General features: G+C 43.3%; 23 protein-coding genes. 1 reads left to right on the plus strand and 22 read right to left on the minus strand.

Annotated features, from left to right (window positions below):
- Nucleotides 1-6: 6 nt before the first annotated feature.
- From KJS65_RS22120 to KJS65_RS22165, 11 genes are all read right to left on the minus strand, one after another.
- Entirely contained in the window at nt 7-957 is a 951-nt protein-coding gene (locus KJS65_RS22120; RefSeq protein ID WP_213652017.1) for an ABC transporter permease, read from the minus strand.
- A gap of 182 nt (nt 958-1139) precedes the next feature.
- Complete coding sequence (locus tag KJS65_RS22125; protein ID WP_213652018.1) at nt 1140-3383, minus strand: helix-turn-helix domain-containing protein; 2244 nt, start codon at nt 3381-3383, stop codon at nt 1140-1142.
- Between the two features lie 181 nt (nt 3384-3564).
- On the minus strand, nt 3565-4350 hold the full coding sequence (locus tag KJS65_RS22130; protein ID WP_213652019.1) for a class I SAM-dependent methyltransferase: 786 nt from the start codon (nt 4348-4350) through the stop codon (nt 3565-3567).
- A gap of 181 nt (nt 4351-4531) precedes the next feature.
- Nucleotides 4532-4912, minus strand: coding sequence for a hypothetical protein (locus KJS65_RS22135; RefSeq protein ID WP_213652020.1), 381 nt, complete (start codon nt 4910-4912; stop codon nt 4532-4534).
- Nucleotides 4909-5436, minus strand: coding sequence for a DinB family protein (locus KJS65_RS22140; RefSeq protein WP_213652021.1), 528 nt, complete (start codon nt 5434-5436; stop codon nt 4909-4911). The genes KJS65_RS22135 and KJS65_RS22140 overlap by 4 nt, the downstream gene beginning before the upstream one ends.
- Before the next feature lie 18 nt (nt 5437-5454).
- On the minus strand, nt 5455-6222 hold the full coding sequence (locus tag KJS65_RS22145; RefSeq protein ID WP_213652022.1) for an aminoglycoside adenylyltransferase domain-containing protein: 768 nt from the start codon (nt 6220-6222) through the stop codon (nt 5455-5457).
- Nucleotides 6223-6768: 546 nt separating this feature from the next.
- Nucleotides 6769-7194, minus strand: a complete 426-nt coding sequence (locus KJS65_RS22150; protein ID WP_213652023.1) for a DUF1801 domain-containing protein — start codon at nt 7192-7194, stop codon at nt 6769-6771.
- A gap of 46 nt (nt 7195-7240) precedes the next feature.
- Nucleotides 7241-7486, minus strand: a complete 246-nt coding sequence (locus tag KJS65_RS30180) for an HAD hydrolase-like protein (protein WP_306432985.1) — start codon at nt 7484-7486, stop codon at nt 7241-7243.
- A gap of 35 nt (nt 7487-7521) precedes the next feature.
- The gene (locus KJS65_RS30185; protein WP_306432986.1) at nt 7522-7671 is read right to left on the minus strand and encodes a hypothetical protein; all 150 of its coding nucleotides are present in this window, start codon (nt 7669-7671) and stop codon (nt 7522-7524) included.
- 97 nt (nt 7672-7768) lie between these two features.
- Nucleotides 7769-8314 (minus strand): 2'-5' RNA ligase family protein, encoded by a 546-nt coding sequence (locus tag KJS65_RS22160; RefSeq protein WP_213652024.1) that lies wholly within the window; start codon nt 8312-8314, stop codon nt 7769-7771.
- A gap of 36 nt (nt 8315-8350) precedes the next feature.
- On the minus strand, nt 8351-8938 hold the full coding sequence (locus KJS65_RS22165; RefSeq protein WP_213652025.1) for a hypothetical protein: 588 nt from the start codon (nt 8936-8938) through the stop codon (nt 8351-8353).
- A gap of 370 nt (nt 8939-9308) precedes the next feature.
- Between KJS65_RS22165 and kynU the strand changes: the two genes are divergently transcribed.
- Nucleotides 9309-10595 (plus strand): kynureninase, encoded by a 1287-nt coding sequence (gene kynU, locus KJS65_RS22170; RefSeq protein ID WP_244864722.1) that lies wholly within the window; start codon nt 9309-9311, stop codon nt 10593-10595.
- Between the two features lie 151 nt (nt 10596-10746).
- Here the strand turns inward: kynU and KJS65_RS22175 are convergent, their stop codons facing one another.
- The 11 genes from KJS65_RS22175 to KJS65_RS22225 all read right to left on the minus strand — a co-directional run bounded on the left by KJS65_RS22175 (nt 10747) and on the right by KJS65_RS22225 (nt 21670).
- Nucleotides 10747-11535: a 2-keto-4-pentenoate hydratase gene (locus tag KJS65_RS22175; protein ID WP_213652026.1), complete on the minus strand. Its 789-nt coding sequence runs from the start codon at nt 11533-11535 to the stop codon at nt 10747-10749.
- A 3-nt stretch (nt 11536-11538) separates the two neighbouring features.
- Nucleotides 11539-12570, minus strand: a complete 1032-nt coding sequence (dmpG, locus tag KJS65_RS22180; protein WP_213652027.1) for a 4-hydroxy-2-oxovalerate aldolase — start codon at nt 12568-12570, stop codon at nt 11539-11541.
- Nucleotides 12567-13472, minus strand: coding sequence for an acetaldehyde dehydrogenase (acetylating) (locus tag KJS65_RS22185; protein ID WP_213652028.1), 906 nt, complete (start codon nt 13470-13472; stop codon nt 12567-12569). The genes dmpG and KJS65_RS22185 overlap by 4 nt, the downstream gene beginning before the upstream one ends.
- Before the next feature lie 14 nt (nt 13473-13486).
- Entirely contained in the window at nt 13487-14266 is a 780-nt protein-coding gene (locus KJS65_RS22190; protein ID WP_213652029.1) for a 2-keto-4-pentenoate hydratase, read from the minus strand.
- A 64-nt stretch (nt 14267-14330) separates the two neighbouring features.
- Nucleotides 14331-15788 (minus strand): aldehyde dehydrogenase, encoded by a 1458-nt coding sequence (locus tag KJS65_RS22195; protein ID WP_213652353.1) that lies wholly within the window; start codon nt 15786-15788, stop codon nt 14331-14333.
- Between the two features lie 23 nt (nt 15789-15811).
- A complete protein-coding gene (locus KJS65_RS22200; RefSeq protein WP_374706213.1) occupies nt 15812-16240 on the minus strand; it encodes a RidA family protein in 429 nt (142 codons plus the stop codon).
- A 66-nt stretch (nt 16241-16306) separates the two neighbouring features.
- Nucleotides 16307-16852 carry a 3-hydroxyanthranilate 3,4-dioxygenase gene (locus tag KJS65_RS22205; protein ID WP_213652031.1) on the minus strand — a complete coding sequence of 182 codons (546 nt, stop codon included), beginning with the start codon at nt 16850-16852 and terminating at the stop codon, nt 16307-16309.
- 224 nt (nt 16853-17076) lie between these two features.
- Nucleotides 17077-19179, minus strand: a complete 2103-nt coding sequence (locus KJS65_RS22210; RefSeq protein WP_213652032.1) for a copper amine oxidase N-terminal domain-containing protein — start codon at nt 19177-19179, stop codon at nt 17077-17079.
- A gap of 267 nt (nt 19180-19446) precedes the next feature.
- On the minus strand, nt 19447-20103 hold the full coding sequence (locus KJS65_RS22215; protein WP_213652033.1) for an amino acid ABC transporter permease: 657 nt from the start codon (nt 20101-20103) through the stop codon (nt 19447-19449).
- 15 nt (nt 20104-20118) lie between these two features.
- Nucleotides 20119-20772 (minus strand): amino acid ABC transporter permease, encoded by a 654-nt coding sequence (locus KJS65_RS22220; RefSeq protein ID WP_213652034.1) that lies wholly within the window; start codon nt 20770-20772, stop codon nt 20119-20121.
- An 82-nt stretch (nt 20773-20854) separates the two neighbouring features.
- Nucleotides 20855-21670: a transporter substrate-binding domain-containing protein gene (locus KJS65_RS22225; protein WP_213652035.1), complete on the minus strand. Its 816-nt coding sequence runs from the start codon at nt 21668-21670 to the stop codon at nt 20855-20857.
- Between the last annotated feature and the right edge of the window lie 16 nt (nt 21671-21686).

Raw genomic sequence — 21686 nt, forward strand, 5'->3', positions numbered from 1 at the left:
TCTCCCTTACCAAAGACTATTCTGTTTAAGCCGCTTGGCCAGCTCGTTAACCGAAATAAGCAGAATGAAATTAATACCCGCATTAAACAACCCGACAGCTGCACTGTAGCTGTATTGGGCACTCAGCAGGCCGGATTTGTAAACATAAGTTTGGATTACTTCGGAAGCGTCGATATTCAAGGCGTTTTGCATCAGATATACCTTTTCGAAGCCCACGTTCATGAAATTCCCGATATTCAAAATAAGCAGAATCATGACGGTTGGCATAATGGAGGGCAAATCGATATGCCAGATCCGTTGATATTTATTGGCGCCGTCTACGGTGGCTGCCTCATGCAGATCCGGACTGACATTCGTCAGTGCTGCGAGATAAATAATCATGGACCAGCCTGCATTTTGCCAAAGGCCGGAGAAAACGAAAATCGTCTTGAACCATTCCGGGCGGGCCATATAATAGACTGGATTCCCGCCGAAAAAAACAATCAGCTCGTTGATCAGCCCATTCCTTGGGGACAGGAACACAAATAACATGCCCACGATGATGACACCCGAAATAAAATGCGGCGCATAGGTAACCGTCTGGATCAATTTCTTGAAGCGGACATTGTTGATCTGATTCAGCAGGAGCGCCATAATAATCGGGATGGGAAACGACACCGCCAATTCGTACAGGTTGAGGAGCAAGGTGTTTTTCAAAACAATCAAAAACTGCGGTGAATTAAAAAACCGTTCAAAATGCTCGAGTCCTGCCCAGGGACTTCCCCATATTCCTTTGACAGCAATGTAATTCTTAAAAGCGATCTGCAGGCCGTAAAGGGGTCCATAATGAAAAATAAGAAAGTAGGCAATGGTCGGCAGCAGAAAAAGATATAGCTCATACGATTTTTGTATCCGCTTCCATTTTGAGGTTTGCAAACTTGGCCTCGCTTGCAGCTTTCCTTGTTGAGCTAGTTTCAATCCATACCCTCCTTTTCCCGTTTGATAAGCATTGGAACAATTCAACTTTATCCATGTGTTGGAATCAGGTAAATATGCGAAAGCAACAACCGATTGGTGAATTGAATTCAAACCAAAAAAACCTTGATACACCAAGGTTTTTTAGCGCTTACCTTCATCTTTTACAGGGATGGTATACGGCATTAGAACTCAAGTTCATCCTTGTCCTGCACATACAGTTTACGAAATTCACCAGGTGTAATCCGGAACCGTTGCTTAAACTTTCGAATGAAGCTGGATACATCGTAGTAACCAATCATCTGTACAATATCTTTTAAAGGGAAATCACTGCTGACCAGTAAATCTTTAGCCTTTTCCATTCGGTAATAGTCCAGAAAGTCTACAATGGTTTGACCGGTATACTTTTTAAATGAGGAATTCAAATAAGAACGCGATACGGAAAAATGATCTGCCATACGCTGAACGGAAAATTCATGCTCCGCATAATGCTCTTGAATATGAGAAATCCAAACCTCAGAGACTCCCTGAAGAGGGTCCTTCGATTCTTGAACCAACAAGCAGATATGGCGGACCAGTGATACCAAATCCTGCATCGTATCAAATTTAGCCAGGCTGAATACATCAGGATAGGGTTCCTCATGCTTGTAGGGATTGAGTCTAAAATGCGTTTTGATCATGCAGCCAACAACGTCGTAGCAAATGCAGCGGGCGATATGCAAAGGAATGGGATTCTGCTGCATATAGCTCTGCAAGCTCTGCAAAATATCCTCGACCTTCGTTGAGTCCCCTTGCTGCATATATAACATCAGCTGTTCCATTTCCTCTTTGGGATACCAATTAGCCGAAAAATTCTCTGCTGTGATTTCCCCATATGTTATCAGTGTGTTGTAACCTCTGATCAACTTGTAATCCATGGAGGTAGAGGCCTCAATATACGATTTCCCCACTAGGCTGATATCACCATAAATTCCCCCTACCCCCATGGTCACTTTGTTTCCGTAAGACTCGATCAGCTTACCATGTAAGTTAAGCAAAAGCCGGTGCCAATGATCTTTTTCTTCTTCCGTGACCGCGCAGATGAAGGTGCTTTTTGCTTCATCCATCGTATCCACATGATAGCTCTCGAAATAAGCTCGGAAAACGACCTCTAGGCCAGGAATCTCCTGCTCGTCCATTCCAGCAGACGGAGATTCAACCGTTATTTCCAACATGACCACAAAATAAAGGGAGTTGGTAAAAGCTACTCCAACGTCGTTTCCATCTGCCTGAAAAATATTCTTATCGAAAATCCTTCCTCTCAGCAAGCTGAGAAGCAAATGGTTACGTGCCGCCGCTTTGTTATTGTGGAATTTAATTTTCAGCTCCTGATGGTCTTCCGCTAAGCGGCCGATCATTCCATGTGCATCATGAAGCGTGCGGGCAGCTCCCCCCCATTGTTTGTTTATAAAAGCCAGCAGTTGATCAATCGGCCTATAGTTCAGTCGCATGAGCAAGAAGATTAGCACGCTGCCAATAAGCAGCAAAATCAAAATAGAGAAGAAAAACTGCGTCTTCACCAGACTCGTTTTATTCAAAAAGTCGCTTTCAGGGAGCATCGTCACGTAAGTCCAACCATCATTCTGCACTTTAAGCGTAGAAATGGCGTAATTTTCATTGTTGATTGCCGTGATCGTCATGCCGCTTGTTGCGGACTTGATCGCTTGTCTGAATTCTGGGCTTTCCAGATATGCTTCATGATGCAGCGCAGCTACGATTTCCCCGTCGCTATTCAGAATCAGGGAATTTCCATTCCTTTCTTCCAGCGTGCCTTCAAGCAGCTTTTTCACAGACTCCTCTTCCACAATGAATATTAAGACACCGGAAGGAGTTGAGCTGTTATAGGGGATGGGCACCATATAGGTTATTACGTGGTCCGTGTTCAGTTCTTTTGAATAGATGGGTTCAGCAGGCCTTAGTTGAGGTTTTTTCAGATTACGGATGTCGAAAAGAAATTGATCGGAAGGCCAATTTTCGTACTGATAAATGGTCTTGGCAAATATGGAAACCGGGTACGTCGTATTCGAGGAGAACATGTATTGATTGTCCTTTAAATAAAGCACGACATTATGAATAAACTGATTGGCAGCCGTATAACGGAGAGCATCCTTCGCATCGAGTGCATAAGACATGGATTTGTTGAGTTTGTATGGAGACAGCTCGGGTTTGGAGGAAACTTCAATCGCAATTTTATTCATTTCGCTGATTTTACCTTCAAACGTGCTTCTGGCCTGTTCAAGAACATGCCGATGTCCAAGGGTAATTTCCTCTTGTAGAATGCCAACAAACTTTTGATAATTGAGTAGACCGATTAGAAGAATCGGAATCAGCAGAAGTACAACATACGAGAGCAAATAGCGATAAAATAATGGAGTATCCTTTCTCCCCAATAGAACAGCCCCTCTCTTCATCACATCGTTGAAATGCAGATAACCCGCATGGAATGCGGGTTATGATTTTCAAACCATAGATAAATTATAAGAAGCCTTCTATTAAAAACAATGATAAACGGTTGTCTTATTTTTGCATTTTGTAAGGTGTATGATCCTGTATTGAAAAATGGCGCTCATACTATTTGAATTCTATTTTCTTGGCGGTAACGATAGGCTGATAATAACCGGATTCCGAAGGCATATGCCACCTGATATCTGTAAAACCAGCGTCGCTTAAAAACGCACTTAATTCATGCCTCAATAATGCTCTATAGGATGTACTGTTTACTTCGGTCTGCCACACTCCATCGATCTCCTGCATAATAAATTGATGGGTTATATAGAAGTTATCGTCCCCCATCCAATCCCAGACTTGAAAAGAAATACGTTTGCCTTTGTCCATGACTCGCGGAGAAGTCGCGCGCTGCTTATCTTTGATTTCGTTATCATAATCCCTCATGGAAATGATCAGCAGGCCGTTGTCTAGAACCTTGGAATATAGATTGCGGCATGCCGCTTTTAAATCTTCATCTGTAAGCAAATGGGGGATTGCATTGTCAGCCGATAAAACAACCTCAAACTGCCCAGGAACGTCTTGTTCAAGACTTCGAAAATCTGCAGTACCAAACTCGATATGAACTCCTGCTTTTTCAGCCTCCCGCACTGCCCGTTCAACCGACTTAGCGCTAAGATCCGTAGCCGTTATGGTAAACTTATGCTGCGCCAAACCCAGCGACTGCGTTCCTATACCACAAGAAGCATCCAAAAGCTTGATCAAGCCATCACCTTTATGTTGATATTGGGAGCGAATGAAATCATTAAAAAAATCACCTTGCCAATGAATCGCTCGGTACCAGTCGTGAAAAATCAGATGGTACGTTTCCGAAAGCTCATTATAAAAATTCAGGCTAGAGTTCTTCTCCAATCGTATCCCCTCACTTTATCGGATGTATGTAGAAGCAAAATACCCGGCTTCTCCTGGAAAATCTGCTCTGGATAACCCATGCTTACCTAACAGCTGTCTGTAGCTATGGATAGTTCCATCATGAGCTATGATAAATACCCGATGATGAACACAGCCTTTTAGTCCGGCATAGAACTTTCCTTTACATGCCCTTCCCAGAGCGTGCAGATTTTATTATTTTAATAAGAATATTGATTAGAAATAGCAGAAATGCCTGTGCGATTCCGAAAAAAAATGCTTCCAGAATGACCAGAACCTCCAAAATATTATCAAAGGGTACAAAAAAAGGGGCCGTATCCGGAGGCATGTAAACATGAACCAGTACGCTGGATACGATACAAGACAAGAGAACAAGCATGAATAAATGCTTGGATTTTCTGATGAATATCACCGGGAATACAATGACTACAAAATAAAAAGCGGCATATTTATAAAAATAATCTATATACATGGCTGCGAAAATCAAGGGTGAACTCAGCAAACAAATGAATGCCGGCAGCATGAATCCCTTCTTGATTTTCACGCTGTAAGTCTCTTCTTGATTATTCTGATCTGGCCTCTGTGATTGATTTCATCTTCAAAGACATGAAACCACATGAAATAATGATTGGCCTGTTTTTCATTCCAGAACTCTTCTTCTTGTTCTAACCAATCATCATTCACCGTTTTAGATAATTCAAATGTCCGATTTCTGACTTCATTTAAGTTATTCAAATAAAAGTCCAAATCATTTCCCCGAATCCCAACTCGCCCTTCTTCGCCAAGATTTAAGGCCGCTCCCCATCTTGATACTTCCTCTTCACTTAATTCTCTTTTTTCAAAAGTATAAACTTGGTATACATACTCAACTGCGGCAAAATGGAGTAACAATGCACCAATTGAATTACTCTCAGGATCCATTAGAAAATCCAATTGATCTACAGATAAACTGTTTAGGGCTTGAAGGGTTGTAAACCGTGCGTAATTCATCATCGACAGCAGGCGGCTAATTTGAGGCGAATACCCAGGTATATCGGTAATGAGATAGATTTTGTCCATATCCAACATTTGCTTTCCCCCAATGGATTATTTGATTTGCCTGCTGTTCGCAATTTCATCTAACATATAATGTGCAAAATCGAAAAGGATATGGTTGTTCAATTCTATGTATTCCATCTCACCATTATATTTAGCAAGGCATTGCTTAATGACATCAACATATTGATCAGGCACTACCTTTAAGGCCCAATCACCGCCTTCTCTCTTTGAAGAGATAACGGATTCCTTCATATAACGAAGGGTCCTGGATAAATTCAATACGTAGTACTCGGGATTGTCAGCTATTCCTTCAAGCGTACCTTCGATATCCGACATAATGGAATGTATAAAATACTGTTTATCTATTGGCTTGAAGACATCCCTGATCGGTTTGCCGTAAAGGACAACTCCGCGATCATAGATGAGAGTAAAATGAGCTGCGATATCTGGATCCTCGAATCCTCCACAAAAGTAACTCGTATCTGCTTTATATTTTTCTCTATGAAATGCAGAGAAGTGAAATTCAAACGGAGTGGGATAAACAAATTCATCCGCATACGATTCCAACACCACGCTCAATTCAATGCCCTTTATGATTTCCAGCTCTTCTTCAATCAAAATAAGCTGGGATGCAATTCTTTTATAGGTGTCCACCTCATGCTTTTCCTTAACGATGACTAACAAATCGATATCACTATGGCCTGGATTAAAGCCTCCCAAAGCCAATGATCCATGAAGATATATTCCTGTGAGGGATTCCGATAACTCTTTTTTGAAAAGATCAACAATACCCTCTAGATTAATCTGTGGTTTCACATCATCTCCACCTTCGGTAAGGACTTATTATTTATTACTGAATGCTTGAATATATTTTTGTCTGTCTTCTCTAAATATTTCTGTATAATGATCCTTGGTATAATTCTTTATCACTTTTCTCCAAAAGGATATGGCCGGGGTATTCGCTTGCATCTGGGCAATCTTCCTAATCAATGTCTCCTTCATACTTCCCGTCTGATTGGATATCTTGATCGGTATATTCGCTAAAGTCGTAATGATATAATTGATACAAATTCGACAATAGTTTTCTTTCTGTCTGGGTTACTGGAATAAGATTGATGTCCATAATCTCTCCTAATCATCCTTTGTTTTTATGTACTTTCATTTGTCTGTCTTATTTAGTTGCATATATCGATAACCATTGAGGAAGAGCTGCCAGAGGGTTCGATTTCCAATTGCACAGGCTATCCTACATACCAGATATCAGACCATTGATTCCAGGAGTTTCTAATGAGATCTTCATGGTTTTTCATTTGCTTCCTCCCGCTTTCATTGGCATATTACTTAATACTCGATGGACATGGATTAATGATCCGGATATTTTTCTTTCAAGAACGCTACAGATTGGTTGATTAATGCCTTTAATACTTCAATATCAATGTCTGCTACTTTGTTGATATATACACATGCTTTTCCTGTTGTGTGTTTTCCAAAATCCTTCAATACATATTCTCGGTTTGTGTCATCACCTACTGCAAAATACAAACTGATTTTCGCTTTGCGAGGTGAAAAGCCCACCAGTGGTGCATCGCCTTCGTGACCAGATTCATATTTATAATGATATGCACCGAATCCAATAATACTTGGTCCCCACATCTTCGCATCATAGCCCGTCGTTTCCGTGAAAATATCCAATAATTTGTATGCGTCTTCACGTTTCTTAGGACTATCCACATTTTCAATAAACTCAATGACACTATGGTCTGTTTCTTTAGTTTTTAATTCGTACATAGATCAATACCTCCTTTTCTCATCATCAGGTATTCTATTTCATTCATTATAGCCGTGATTGAGTTACTAACCAATGAGCCGCTTCTAAAATGTCACTCGCAATAAAATCCGGTTCTGTTTCTTTCCATTGATCTCGAAATTGGCCTAAAGATTCTTCTCCCCATCCTGTTTTTACAAGTATCTTTTTGGCACCCACCTGATGCGCGGCTAACATATCCGTATCCCCTACATCACCAATCACTGCACAGTTGGATAAATTCAGCTGAAACTCTTTAGCGGCTCTTATCAGCATTCCTGCTTTGGGTTTTCTACAAGTACAATTATCATTTATTCCATGCGGGCATATGTAGGAATGTTCAAATCAATAGCCAATTGTGCATTCGGAAAAAGCTCAAAATGATTAGGATGAATAAAATGTCCATTCCCACCTATTGTTCCATCGCGGTCTATAAATACGGCTTCTATTTCTTGCTTCATATGCTATTCTCACATCCTTTAGCGAATTTCCAATACCGTTTCGCGAATTCACATATAAACCTTCGATCGTTCATTTGCTGCGATACCAGTTCATCAATCACTTGAGTATCTTCGTATAAATAGCTGGAGCACTTATACATTTATTGTTCTGATATTCTGCTTTTATGATCGATACTTCATTTACCAACGCTGTGATCATTTCCATATTATTAGTGCAGTAATTGAATGCCTCTAATAATTTATCTTGACTTAACCGATTAGCTATCGTGCAATGTGGAATCCATTGGCCCGGTAAATAAAGATCAGAATCCGTTGGATATTTGCCAAGCTCTTTGTGGAGCTTTGCGTGAATATCCAGAAGCTCTCTTGCAGGTGTCGGTGTCAAAAATAATGTCCCTGAATGGATAAATGTCCCTAAGACGTTGAATTCAAGGTGAAACTTTGACTGCATGTCAAATAGCCTATCAAATGAATATATAAAATCATCGATGTTCATATTCTGATAACCAGCCAAAGTGATGTGTGGTTTTCTGTCTATTACTTCTTCAGCATAATTAGATATAGAGAGTTCGCTTAACTCTCCCCAAATTTTTTTAATCATAAGTTCAATTTCTTGTTCAAAATGAAGCACGACTCCGTACATTTACATCCCCCCCACAATCACCCTCAACAACTTCTTTCATTCCGCTTTTGGTTTCCAACTTGTAAGCCCTTTGGGCGCATACTTCGAATGCCATTCCATGAACTCTTTATATGTTTGTATGTTGTAGTCAATAACAGCCTCGTAAATTCGAATAGAGGCAATACTCTCTGCATTCCATGCGATCTGATTTTTAATCGTAAGAATGGATTCTCTGGATTCATCCGTTAATACCCGATTCAATGGTTCCACGAGATCTTTTGCACACGGGCCCGGATGATCATGCGCTAACAGCCACATATCAATCTTCCAAATTAAATCGTTCTCGTATTTGTATCTCAACTGAAAATATATTCCCTGATCTTCTCCATCTAGATGGTTCGAATATCTTGCTCCAATGACTTTAGGATTCTTTACACAGCTCTCGAGAACTCGAAATCCGGAAGCAACCTCCGGTTGATCACAATAGATCTCCATATCAATATCACGGTTAAAAATCAAGTTATAGGCTGCTGCTCCGACTAACACCGGTTCCCCAACGGCACTCCATAAATTCAGTAAATCAAGTTCATTTAAAATAAGATTTGCTTCTATTAACTTTTCGCCAGCCTGTTGTAAAGAATTCATTTTTCGTTCTCCTGTTTTTTTGAATTTTATAGATTTTATTTGACGTACACCACTACTTTGAATGATTCGCTATATAACTCTTATCCTTTAATCATAAACTTTGTTTCTCCTTGCCTAGATGTCTTATCTCATTCCATCCATTAAATCATATTGTAAATAATATAATCCATATTATTGTATTTGTTTCTAAATATTCCTTCTTTTGATGCAACTAATCTTTCGATAGCTCTTTTAGATAATGGGAATCTCCTTTATTTACCTGACTCTCAAGCTGAATTGAGCACTATTCAAATAATATTGACACCGTGTCATAATTATATTATAGTGTACACATCATAAGTTTTCATTTTCCCTAGAAGAGGTGACATTATTGAAAGCGATTACAAATAACTTTTCGCTTGCTTTCGCCAAACAACTGGATGCTTTGGATGAATTAGCACCGTTGCGGGATGAGTTTTATGTCCGTGAAGACATGATTTACCTGGATGGAAATTCTCTAGGCTTAATCTCAAAACGTGCTGAAAGAACGATGCTGGAACTGCTCGAATCTTGGAAAACACATCATATTGATGGCTGGACTCAAGGCGAGCGCCCTTGGTTCTATCTGCCTGAAACTCTTTCCAAACAAATGGCCGCGCTGGTCGGCGCTGATCCGGAAGAAGTTATTATTACCGGTTCTACGTCAAGTAACATTCATCAGTTAGTCTCGACATTCTATCAACCCCAAGGTAAACGCACGAAAATTATGGCGACAGAGCTCGATTTCCCTACAGATATTTATGCTTTGCAAAGCCAGCTTCGTCTAAAAGGCTTCGATCCTGATCAGCATCTGATTCGTGTCACAAGCCGGGATGGACGTATGATCGAAGAAGATGATATTATCGCAGCCATGTCTGATGAAGTCGCTCTAATCCTGCTTCCAACCGTGTTATACCGCAGCGGTCAATTGCTGGATATGCAACGGCTAACAACCGAAGCACATGCCCGTGGCATTTTAATTGGATTCGATGGCTGTCATTCCGTTGGTTCCATTCCCCATTATTTAAGCGATTGGGAGGTTGACTTCGCGTTATGGTGCAACTATAAGTATGTAAATGGTGGACCTGGCGGCGTAGCCTCTCTTTATGTTAACAAGAAGCATTTTGGGCGTATTCCTGGCCTTACGGGCTGGTACAGTTCTAACAAGGATAAACAGTTTGATATGGAGCACAGCTTGACTGTTGAACAGACCGCAGGTGCTTATCAAATTGGAACGCCGCATATTTTCAGCATCGCTCCATTGATCGGTTCATTGGAAATTTTCGAGATGACGACCATTGAACAGATTCGTCAAAAATCTCTGCATATCAGCCGGTACATGATTGATTTGATTAATCACGAGCTCCAAGGTCTCGGTTATACCATTGCGAATCCGATGGACGATGCCCGCCGTGGAGGTCATATCAGCTTGGAGCATGATGAGGCTATTCGAATTTGTAAAGCGCTGAAGCAAAACCAAGTCATCCCAGACTATCGCTCTCCTAACGTAGTTCGTCTAGCGCCTGTTGCTCTCTACACGACATATGAAGATGTGTGGAAAACGGTACAAATACTTAAGCTTATCATTGTAGAGAAACAATACGAAGCCTTCGATACTCAGCGTGGTGTTGTAGCCTAATGGATCGCTAGCACATTGCAAAGCACTCTTATTCTACAGAATCGGGATAAGAGTGCTTTCCTGTGTTTACCTGCTGTCTTAAAAGCACAAAACCCCTTATACTGCGCATCCAATTTGCATGCAGCAATATAAGGGGAGCTTCGTTAACAGGTCACACACAACTTAACGTTACACTTCCAAGATGAGCGAATTGGGCTTGAATGGTATCTCCGGGTTTGAAGGCAATAGCCTCGGTGATGGCTCCGCTCAGCACAACATCTCCCCTGCGAAGTCCTAGTCCGCGTTCACCTAGCTTATTAACTGCCCAAGCCACAGAGACAGCAGGATCTCCTAAGACAGCAGCACCCGATCCGGTCGTTACGACCTGACTATTCTTGGTCATGACCACACCAAGTTCGGGTAACTCCACATCGCGAACGGGGACCATCTTGCTTCCAATAACGAACTTAGCTGATGAACAATTATCAGCTACAACATCAGGGAGTGTAAATTTAAAATCCAGATAGCGACTATCAATCACTTCAATGGCAGCTGCTACATACTGCGTAGCCCTAAGAACATCTTCGCCCGTAATATCCGTGCCTTGTAAATCCTCTCCTATAAAAAAGGCAATTTCAGGCTCTGCCTTTGGATGAATGAACTGCTTATGATCCATCGGTTCCCATTCCAGTGCTAACATATCACGGGTCAGTACACCATAGATCGCTTCGTAAACTCCCATCATTTCCTGCTTCGCCTTGCTCGTCAGCCCAAGCTTATATCCAATGGACCGGGTCCCGGCTTCAATCTTGCGCCGAATGAGGAGCGTCTGCACATCATATGCCGTGTTCAACGAAAGTTCCGGATAATTCTCCGTCAACTTCAATACCTCTTTACGTTCTTGCTCAGCATCGAGTAGGTAATTAACAATATCCTGCTGCATCGCCTGTGTTATAGCCATTATTTAGAGCACCTCGTTTTTGTTGGTATGTGCAAGTTCTGCCGCGACATCTAGAATCATATCTTCTTGCCCACCAATGATTCCTCTGCGTCCAAGCTCAATTAGAATGTCTCGGGAGTCAATGCCAAATCGCTTACCAGCACGCTGTGCATGCAATAGGAAGCTCGAATATACACCCGCGTAACCCATAACGAGGCTGCCTGTCAGAATTTCCTGCGGGCGCTGTAGCATCGGCCCGATAACATGTTCCGCCAAGTCCATCATTCGATAGAGGTCAATGCCAATATCGAGACCCATCTTTTGCAGGACAGCAACTAGAACCTCTGTCTGCGTGTTACCTGCACCCGCTCCAAGACAACGCACACTCCCATCAATACGAGTAGCGCCCTCCTCAATCGCCACAAGCGTATTTGCAACCGCTAGCGATAGGTTGTTATGCGCATGGAAACCAATCTCGATCGACAACGATTCATGCAGTGCCTTAATCCGTTCCTTCACCTGATGCGGAAGCAGAGCGCCTGCCGAATCTGTCACGTAAACTGCCTCAGCTCCATAACTCTCCATAAGTTTAGCCTGTTCCACCAGCTTTTCAACAGGGGCGGAATGCGACATCATTAAGAATCCGATCGCTTCCATCCCAAGTTCTCTGGCCATGTACAGATGCTGCGCGGATACATCAGCTTCCGTCACGTGGGTAGCCACACGAACCAGACGGGCGCCCAAAGCATGCGCCTGCTTCAGTTCATGCACTGTTCCGATTCCCGGCAGCAACAGAACGGCAATGCGGGCCTGCTTACTCTCCTCAACCGCAGCTTCAATGAGCTTCATTTCATCCACGAGGGATCTCCCATATTGTAAGGTAGACCCACCCAAACCATCACCGTGGCTGACCTCAATATTGTGTACACCCGCCTCGTCAAGTGCATGTACTGCACTGCGAATCTGTGATTCTGTGAATTGATGGGCAACCGCATGACTCCCATCACGTAACGATACTTCTGTAATTTGAAGGGTTTTATCACTTTTCCGAATCATGAATAATCCACCCCCCGCTTCCCTTTTCCCTCAAGTTCCATAAGCAGTTCTTTTGCAATATCTTCCCCCACCCGAACGGCCGCTGCTGTCATAATATCGAGATTACCGGCGTATGGCTCGAAATAATCTCCCGCACCTTCCACCTCCAGAAATACCGTGACCCGATTTCCATCGAATAAAGGCTCCTGCTTCAGCCGGTATCCCGGTACATAATCTTGAACTCGTTTGACCATCGCATGTATAGCTTCATGAATAAGAGTTTCATTCATATGCTCCACTTCACAATAGACGGTATCTCGCATCATAAACGGTGGATCAGCAGGATTCAGGACGATCAACGCTTTGCCGCGTTCTGCCCCGCCTACCTCTTCGATTCCCCTACGTGTCGTTATGGTAAACTCATCAATATTTGCACGGGTCCCTGGTCCTGCACTCTTACTTGAAATCGTAGCCACAATTTCGGCGTAGCTCACATTTGCAATCTCATTGACCGCATGAACTATGGGAATGGTCGCTTGTCCTCCGCAGGTAATCATGTTTACATTTCTTGCGTTCATATGCTGCCCCATATTAACCGCCGGGGATAGAAAAGGTCCAACCGCAGCCGGAGTTAGGTCAATGACCATTTTCCCCATCTTCTGCAGCACTTCATTATGCTTCAGATGTGCTTTAGCTGATGTCGCGTCAAATACAATGTCCGCTAAATCCGGATGTTCCTCAAGTCCTTGAATTCCATTTGAAAATATTACGTAACCGCGCTGCCGAGCACGTTCCAGGCCTTCCGAGCCGGGATCGATCCCTACCATAGCCGTCATCTGTAGCCATTCGCTGCGTTCGAGCTTATACATTAAATCTGTTCCAATGTTACCGGACCCGATAATAGCCGCCTTCATCTTCCCCATCGTGGATTCTCCTCCTATTCAAAAGCGACAGATACATTACCAAGCTGCCCGAACCGCGCCTCAATATAATCACCCTTGTACACATTGACTGCTCCGGATAAAGCACCAGGCAGTATAATCTCACCTGCCTTTAGCGTAATATTAAAGTCGCTGAGCTTATTCGCAAGCCAGGCAATCGCATGAGCGGGATGTCCAAGCGCAGCTGCTCCCGCGCCAGTAGCGATGAGTTCGCCATTCTTTAGAAGGACCATTCCGAGCGCCCGTAGATCGATATGATCAATCGGTGTTTTTTGTTGTCCAACAACAACTCGGGCAGACGAGCCATTATCCGCTACAGTATCAACAAGTTTAATTTTCCAATCTGCAATGCGGCTATCAATAATTTCCAATGTCGGAACAACATATTTCGTTGCAAGCAGCACATCAAGAAAAGTCACATCCGGTCCGCTAATATCCCGTTCCAAAATAAATCCGATTTCCGCTTCAATTCGCGGGGATATCATATTACTCACATGAACAACACTCTGATCTGCAACCTCCATGTCATCGAGTAAATGTCCATAATCAGGTTCATTCACATTTAACATCGTTTGCATGGCTTTACTCGTCAGACCAACTTTCTTGCCAATAATATGACGTCCAGCCTCGAGTCTTTCTTGTACGACCTGCAATTGAATGTGATACGCATCCGTCACTGTCAGATCCGGGTAGCGCTCCGTTAACGGTAGTATCGCAACCTGCGATGATTCCGCAGCCATTAACTCGAATGCAAGCTTATTTCTGATTGAATCCATGATGAATCGGCCTCTTTTCTACTAAAAGTAAATGAGATGGTGACGGGAGCGTCACCACCATCTTTTATAACTTCATCGTGATCGATTTAGCTTCTGTATAGAAATCGAAGCTGTGACGGCCGCCCTCACGACCAATTCCACTAGCTTTGGATCCACCAAATGGTGTGCGTAAGTCGCGGAAATACCAACAATTAATCCAGAACAGTCCGGAATTCACTTGTGCAGCCACTCGGTGTGCTCTCCGTAGATCATTGGTCCACACAACACCTGCAAGCCCGTAAATCGAATCGTTAGCTATGCGGATGGCTTCCTCTTCTGTTTTAAAAGGAATCACCACGAGTACAGGACCAAAAATTTCTTCCTGTGCCACTCGCATCTGATTATCGACATCATAGAGAACGGTTGGCTTATAGAAGTTACCTTCCCCAAGCCCCTTTACTCTCTCACCACCGCAGCCAAGTTTCGCACCTTCAGCAAGACCAATGTCCACATAGCTGTGAACGGATTCCAAATGCGATTTGGATACGAGCGCTCCCATCTCTGTCTCATCATCAAGCGGAAGGCCTACTTTAATCTGATTCACAGCCGTAATCAATTTCCCCAAAAATTCCTCGTATACGCTTTCATGAATCAGCATCCGCGAGCCTGCCAAGCAGATTTGCCCTTGATTACGATAAATCGCATCAATCGATCCTTGAAGGGCTTCATCCAAATCTGCATCTTCAAAAATAATGTTGGCAGATTTGCCGCCCAGCTCCAGCGACACCGGAATCAGAGATTCAGAGGCATTCCGCATCACCGTCTTACCCGTCCCCGATTCACCCACAAACGAAATACGGCGCACATACGGATGGGATGCCATCACGGTGCCTACACTGTTTCCGGGTCCCGCAATAATGTTGAGAACACCTGGTGGCAGCCCCGCTTCGTTAGCGATTTCCCCAAGGACGAACGCACTTAGCGGTGTATATGATGCAGGCTTCACAACCACTGTATTTCCTGCAGCCAAAGCCGCTGATACTTTCCATGTCATCTGCATAAAGGGAAGGTTCCATGGAATAATGATGCTGGTCACGCCTGCTGGAGCGTATTTCGTATAGGACATCATCCCTTGTTTCTCATAGCTCTCGGCATGATGGTAGAGTGCCATCTCAGCAAAGAAGCGCATGTTTGACGCTGCCCTTGGAATATCAAATCCCCGGCTTTCTTTAATCGGCTTACCGACATCAAGTGTTTCGAGCACAGCTATTTCATCTAGACGAAGCATGATGAGATGGCTCATACGGCATAGAATCTCCGCCCTCTTTTCTACAGTCATGTTGCTCCAGACGCCGCTATTAAATGTACGCTGCGCTACCTCGATCGCCCTTATCGTATCTGCTTCATTAGCCATCGCAACGGAAGCCAGCTTCTTGTTTGTTGCGGGATTCATCGTGTCAAACGTCGCTTGCGAGACCGAATCTACGAATTCACCCCCAATAAACAGCTTCGCATCTTTCACGTCCATAGGGCTCGTTGTCATCTCTGGATTCACCTGCAGCCCTCCTAGTCTTCAAATTCGAGAATCATCTCAATTTCAATGGCTGTGTTGTTCGGCAGTTGAGCCATACCAACCGCAGATCGTCCATGTTTCCCTTTATCCCCAAATACGGCTACCAACAGATCTGACGCTCCATTCATCACCTTCGGCTGCTGTGTGAAGTCTTCCGTGCTATTTACAAAACCAAGGATCTTGACGATGCGCTTCACCTTACCGAGTTCCCCAAGCTCTGCTTTTACAACCTTGAGCAGATTGATCATAGACTGCCGGGCGGCCTGATAGCCTTCTTCAACGCTTAAATCCCGGCCTAATTTGCCGTGATATTCGTCTACACCCTGACCTGCTGTGAACAATAGGTTTCCCGTTCGGACACAGGTCACATAGTTACCGACCAACGGCCTTACTTGCCCCAGTTCAATACCTAAACTTATCATTTGTGCTTCAGGCGTACTCAGTGCTTCCGATCTATTTATCGCTTGATTATCCATGTACCCACCTTCTTATTCAGGTTTCCATTCCTTTACCTCTTCGGGCATTACATGACCACAAGATTTACATGTCCGCACCTCAGGGTCTGAATTAAAACTGAGTATAGCTCCCTTTACCTGAGTTTCGATATCAGTCAACTGAACTCGTACACGATGCATTTCCTTATTACAGTGATCACAGAACCAGACGAAATCCTCCAGTTCTCCCAGATCACGTTTGCGCTCAATCACGATCCCGAATGTGTCTGCCACACGGTGTGGTGAATGCGGTACCATAGCTGGCAGCATGAAGACTTCGCCCTCGTTTACAGCCACCACCTTACGTTCTCCTTCTTCCGTGATGCATTCCACATAACATGAGCCTTTAACCTGATAGAAGAATTCATCTGAAGGGTCCACATGAAAGTCTCTGCGGCGGTTAGGTCCTCCAAGTACCATGGCTATAAACTCGGAATCTTCCCAAATAACCTTGTTGTTAACGGGAGGCTTCAAATACTCCTGATTATCCTCAATCCATTTCAATAAATTAAACGCTGCCAATGATTTCGCTAAAGCCATGTGTAGCCCTCACTCTCAGTTTGGATTTAATTTTGAAAATACTGGATGTTAACCACACTATAAGATAATGTCGACATGGTGTCAATATTAATATTGACTCAATGTCATATTCATTTACGAATCTTCAGATCCCTTGTCCCGACTGTTTTTTTATTATTTTCCATGTTGAAAAAGATGACTCCTGATGTATTCAGGAGTCATCCCTATGCTGTGCAATAGGATGTCTAAATGGTACTAATCATGATTGTCTTTTGCTCTTGATTCCACGTCGATTTATATCCGGTTGCACTTTCAATAAATTGCAAAGGAATGTAAATATGTCCGTCCATGTTCACGGGCACGACTTTCATTTCCTTCTTATCCCCATTCACAAAAGCCTCTTTATTCCCTACATGAAGCTGAATGGTTGAACCATCCTTTTTAGCTGTGACCATTTGCATGGAAGCATCCCATCTAAAGGTATACCCCAGGTTCTCAAAAATGCTGCGAATCGGCACAAGAGTCGCTCCATCTTTGATAAACGGCTGTGAATCTAAGGTAACTTTGGCCTTGCTATCCAATTGGAGACCTGCTTTAGGCATTGTAGTGACTGGATCTCCAAGTAATGACGTCGACAGCACATACATGCCATGACCGGAGAATACCCAGACGAGATTACGATCCCACTCCACGAAAGTACCATGCACGGGATCAGATTGATCGCTCATGTACTTGCTTCCGTCTTCACCTGTTACTTCACCAGACATTTTCGGTACAAAATAACCGGCAATCGTCGGATTGCTGGAATCTTTCAGATCAAAAATTTGTACGCCAGCATTATAAAATGAATACGGCATATATTGTTGGCTAGGTATGCCCGGCTGAATGGCGGCATAACCTGAGCGTTTAGGTCCGAAGCTACCCCGGCGCTGACAATAGTCCGTAAACGGCGCATCTTTTGGTGGAGTTGGACGCGGCATCACGTTAGCAATTTTCGGGTTTAATGGATCACGTACATCAATGGCATAGATCTCTTTGTATGGTTCATGGCAATCATCACTGAGTGGGTATCCGCTGAAGTACACCATGCCTGTCGTATCGATTTTGGAAACGTCAATATTATCGCCTTCTGTACCAGTGAAGGCCATTGGCATATCCAAATGAGCTACAGTTTTCATATTCGCCGGATCGGTAATATCCACGATGTAGAATCCTAAGCCTCCCATGGCTGCATAACCATACTTCCCGCCTTGCTCAACCGTTTTAGGAATAAACAATGGCATTCTTGATCCCATCCAGCTCGTTTTGTTACCCGCACGCGGATTTTTGTTATAATCTGCTTCTTCGCCTTTACGCTGCCCTGGTACAGACCAGGTGGAAAGTTTCTTCGGATTGCTCGGATCGGAAATGTCATAAGCTAACTGTGCACCTGAATAGAGGTATGTCTTGTACTCCGTGTTGCTGTAGGTATCATCTGGAGCCCCCGCAACAAACAGGTATTTGTCCCCCGAGTATACCGGAATGTCCTGACAGCCTGAGCCCTGCTGTACCGTCCCTTTGGTATACACGCTACCATCCAACGGTGTCTCCGAGAGTACCTTCCAGTCAGACCAGTTCGGTCCATTCACCTCATAAATACGGAATCCACGCAGCATTTGGAAATCACGAATGGCCTTCACTTCATCCGCATTCTCATATTTGTTGGTGATTTTACCGTACCGGGGAACTTCATAGCACTGAACGGCAATATTCTTATCTAATGTTTTGTTATATTTCACGTTAAAAGGTCCAAATTGATGTTCAACCTTACTATCGAACCACTTGGTCTTAATAAGCTTGGCATTCTTAGGATCTGTAATATCAAACAGATTGTATTGGTTGGTCTCATAGTCATAGAGATATCGGCGTCCGTCCAAATCAAAGGAGGTCTGCCAGCTGTGTCCATATCCTGCAACATACGGGTAGAATGCTTCAACCTTCATGTTCTTGATATATTGATTTTGGTCTAGATAAGGTAAGCTTCCATTAAAAGGCTGCGGCCCTTCGTTGTCTGGCATTTGCTTGGGATGAGTGAATATACCTGTTTTCACATCATATCCCCAGGTATCTGCAGCAGGTTCAGCAGGCTCCCCGGGCAGCAGCTTTTTAGTATTCTCTTTCTCATAAGGCTGGGCCGCTTCTGGCGCATTTAGGTTAGCTCCTGTACGCGGTGCAACAAAAGTGCCTGAGTCCGTTGTTTCCGCTGCAGCCATAACCGGAATTGTTGGTACCAACATCGTACCGACTGCTATCGCTACCGAAACGGTAGCTACATGATTTAAGAAGCGCTGCATTAACGTTTTTCTCATGAATATATTCCTCCTGAGTCTATTCATTTTTCACGGAAATGCTTACCAAAAAATGAGCTACCTTCTGTGTAAATCAATATACCCCCCTCTTCAATAAATACATCCTGCAGATTAAACAGCCCTACTCCCCTAACAATTAAATATGACACGGTGTCGAAATATAGCCATAAAAAGGCACACGTGCATACTCCCACCGGTGTTTTAACGCATATTTTTCTTAAACACCTTTACCTGCGAGTATGCACATGTTTGCAGAAACGGAATGAATTAGCTGAGGGTTAATCGTTTTTCCAGCCTGCGTGCAAAGAATGACAATGTGAAATTCACACTGAAATAAAGTATGGCCACCATAATCAGAATCGGTATAACAAACTTCACATCATAATTGTATATAATCTGTGCGCTGCGCATCATTTCCGGCAGTGTGATAACGATCGCAAGTGATGAACCTTTCAATATGGATGTGCACTCACTCACAATGGGTGGAATCATTCGTTTTAACGCCTGGGGTAGGACAATATATCTCACTGTACTGATGTAAGATAATCCTGAAGATCTGGCTGCTTCAATCTGTCCTTTGGGGATAGAGTTCAATCCACTGCGTACGATTTCGCATAACATCGCAGATGCATATATGGTTAATCCAGTCACGGATGCTGTGAACACGCTCATCTTAAGACCGACTTCCGGAAGAGCGAAAAATATAAAGAAAAACACGAGTAAAAGAGGAACATTACGAATTAGTCCAACATATAAAGCGATAACCTGCGAGAGTATCGGGATCTTGGCATATCTGATGATCCCCATCAAAGTCCCTACAATAAATGCCAGAATGATAGAATAAACGGATACTTCGATCGTAACCAGAAAGCCTTTGAGCAGGTATATGAGATTGTTAGCCGAGTAAGCTCCTATGAAGTCCATGACAGCTTCTCCTTTCTAATCACTCGCGGATAATTTTCGTTCTAGATAGTTAATGAAGAGACTGAGCGGAACGGTCAATATTAAATAAAACAGAGCCACAAAGATGTATACATCGAATACTACGAATGTATCCGAAGATATGATATCACCGTAATACATCAAGTCTTTTCCAGAGATGGAACCGAGAATGGCAGAACCCATCACGAGATTAAGAAATTGATTCCCTAGCGGTGGTATAACCACTTTAATCGCTTGTGGAAGAATAATATGCAGCATCGTTTGTATGTACGTAAGACCCGATGCACGTCCTGCCTCCACTTGTCCATGAGAGACTGCCTGAATGCCTGCCCGTATCGCTTCAGCGATGTAAGCACTTGAGTAAACCGCTAACCCTAGTGTCCCGCTTATAAATGGATTCAACTGAATCCCGACTGCTGGCAAACCGAAATAGAAGAAGAAAATTTGGATAAGCAGCGGTGTATTTTGAATAAACTCAATATATACCGTTGCCAGGCCCTTAAGAGGTTTAAGGGGCGAAATTTTCATCACGGCAAGCACAGTCCCCAGGATCAAGCTCAGTACCAGGGCGAGCAAACTGACTTCAAGCGTCGTTAGAAAACCGGCTAAAAATTCCTTTTTATGTTCGATCAAAATTGAGAAATCTAACATTCATTCCAGCCCTCTTTCGCTTCTGAATGACTAAGGAGGTACGTGAGGACAACAGATCACCTATCATCCTCACGCCTTGAATTTATTCAGGTTTTTGTTTTAACCATTTTTCGTAGATCTTGTCATATTCTCCGGTTTCCTTTAGCTTCTTGAGCGATGCATTAACAGCATCCAGCATTTCTTTGTCCCCTTTTCGTACAGCGATCCCCCATGGCTGGTCGTCAATAACGCCGCCCACAAGTTCATATCCCGGGTTCTCGAGTGATAGGCCCATCAAGATGGCATTATCCGTTGTCAGTACATCACCTTTACCCGTGCTAAGGGCTGTAAAGGCTTCACCCAGATTCTCATATTCCGATACAATAGCCTCTGGTGATTTTTCCTGAATGGTTTTACCATCTCTTGTCCCTTTAACAGCAATAACCTTCTTGCCCTTCAGATCATCAATGCTTTTAATGGAAGAACCCGTTGGTACAAGAAGTGACTGTCCTGCGCTAAAATAGGGATCAGAGAAATCGACCTCCTGTTTGCGCTCATCTGTAATCGTCATCGTTTTGACAATCAGATCGATATCTCCATTTTTGAGCATTGGAATTCTTGTTTTCCCATTCACATCTTTATATTCGATTTTGTCATCGGCTCCCAAAATATCCTTTACAATTGCTGCCGCAATATCAAGGTCAAATCCTTTGGTCTTCTTGTCGGCTGTATCGACATAACCAAACGGAAAGGCATCGGAGCCAATACCTACTACGATTTTATCCATATCCTTAATGGATTTCTCTGACTTATTTGCGAGGGCTGGAGATGCATCATCACTCTTTCCACAACCTGCTACACTTATGGCCAATAACACGGATACCAGTGCAATGCCCCAGTTTTTTTGCCACTTCTTCATACTTGCTTCCCCCTTA

Source organism: Paenibacillus sp. J23TS9 (assembly GCF_018403225.1).
Classification (GTDB): Bacteria; Bacillota; Bacilli; order Paenibacillales; family Paenibacillaceae; genus Paenibacillus_AQ.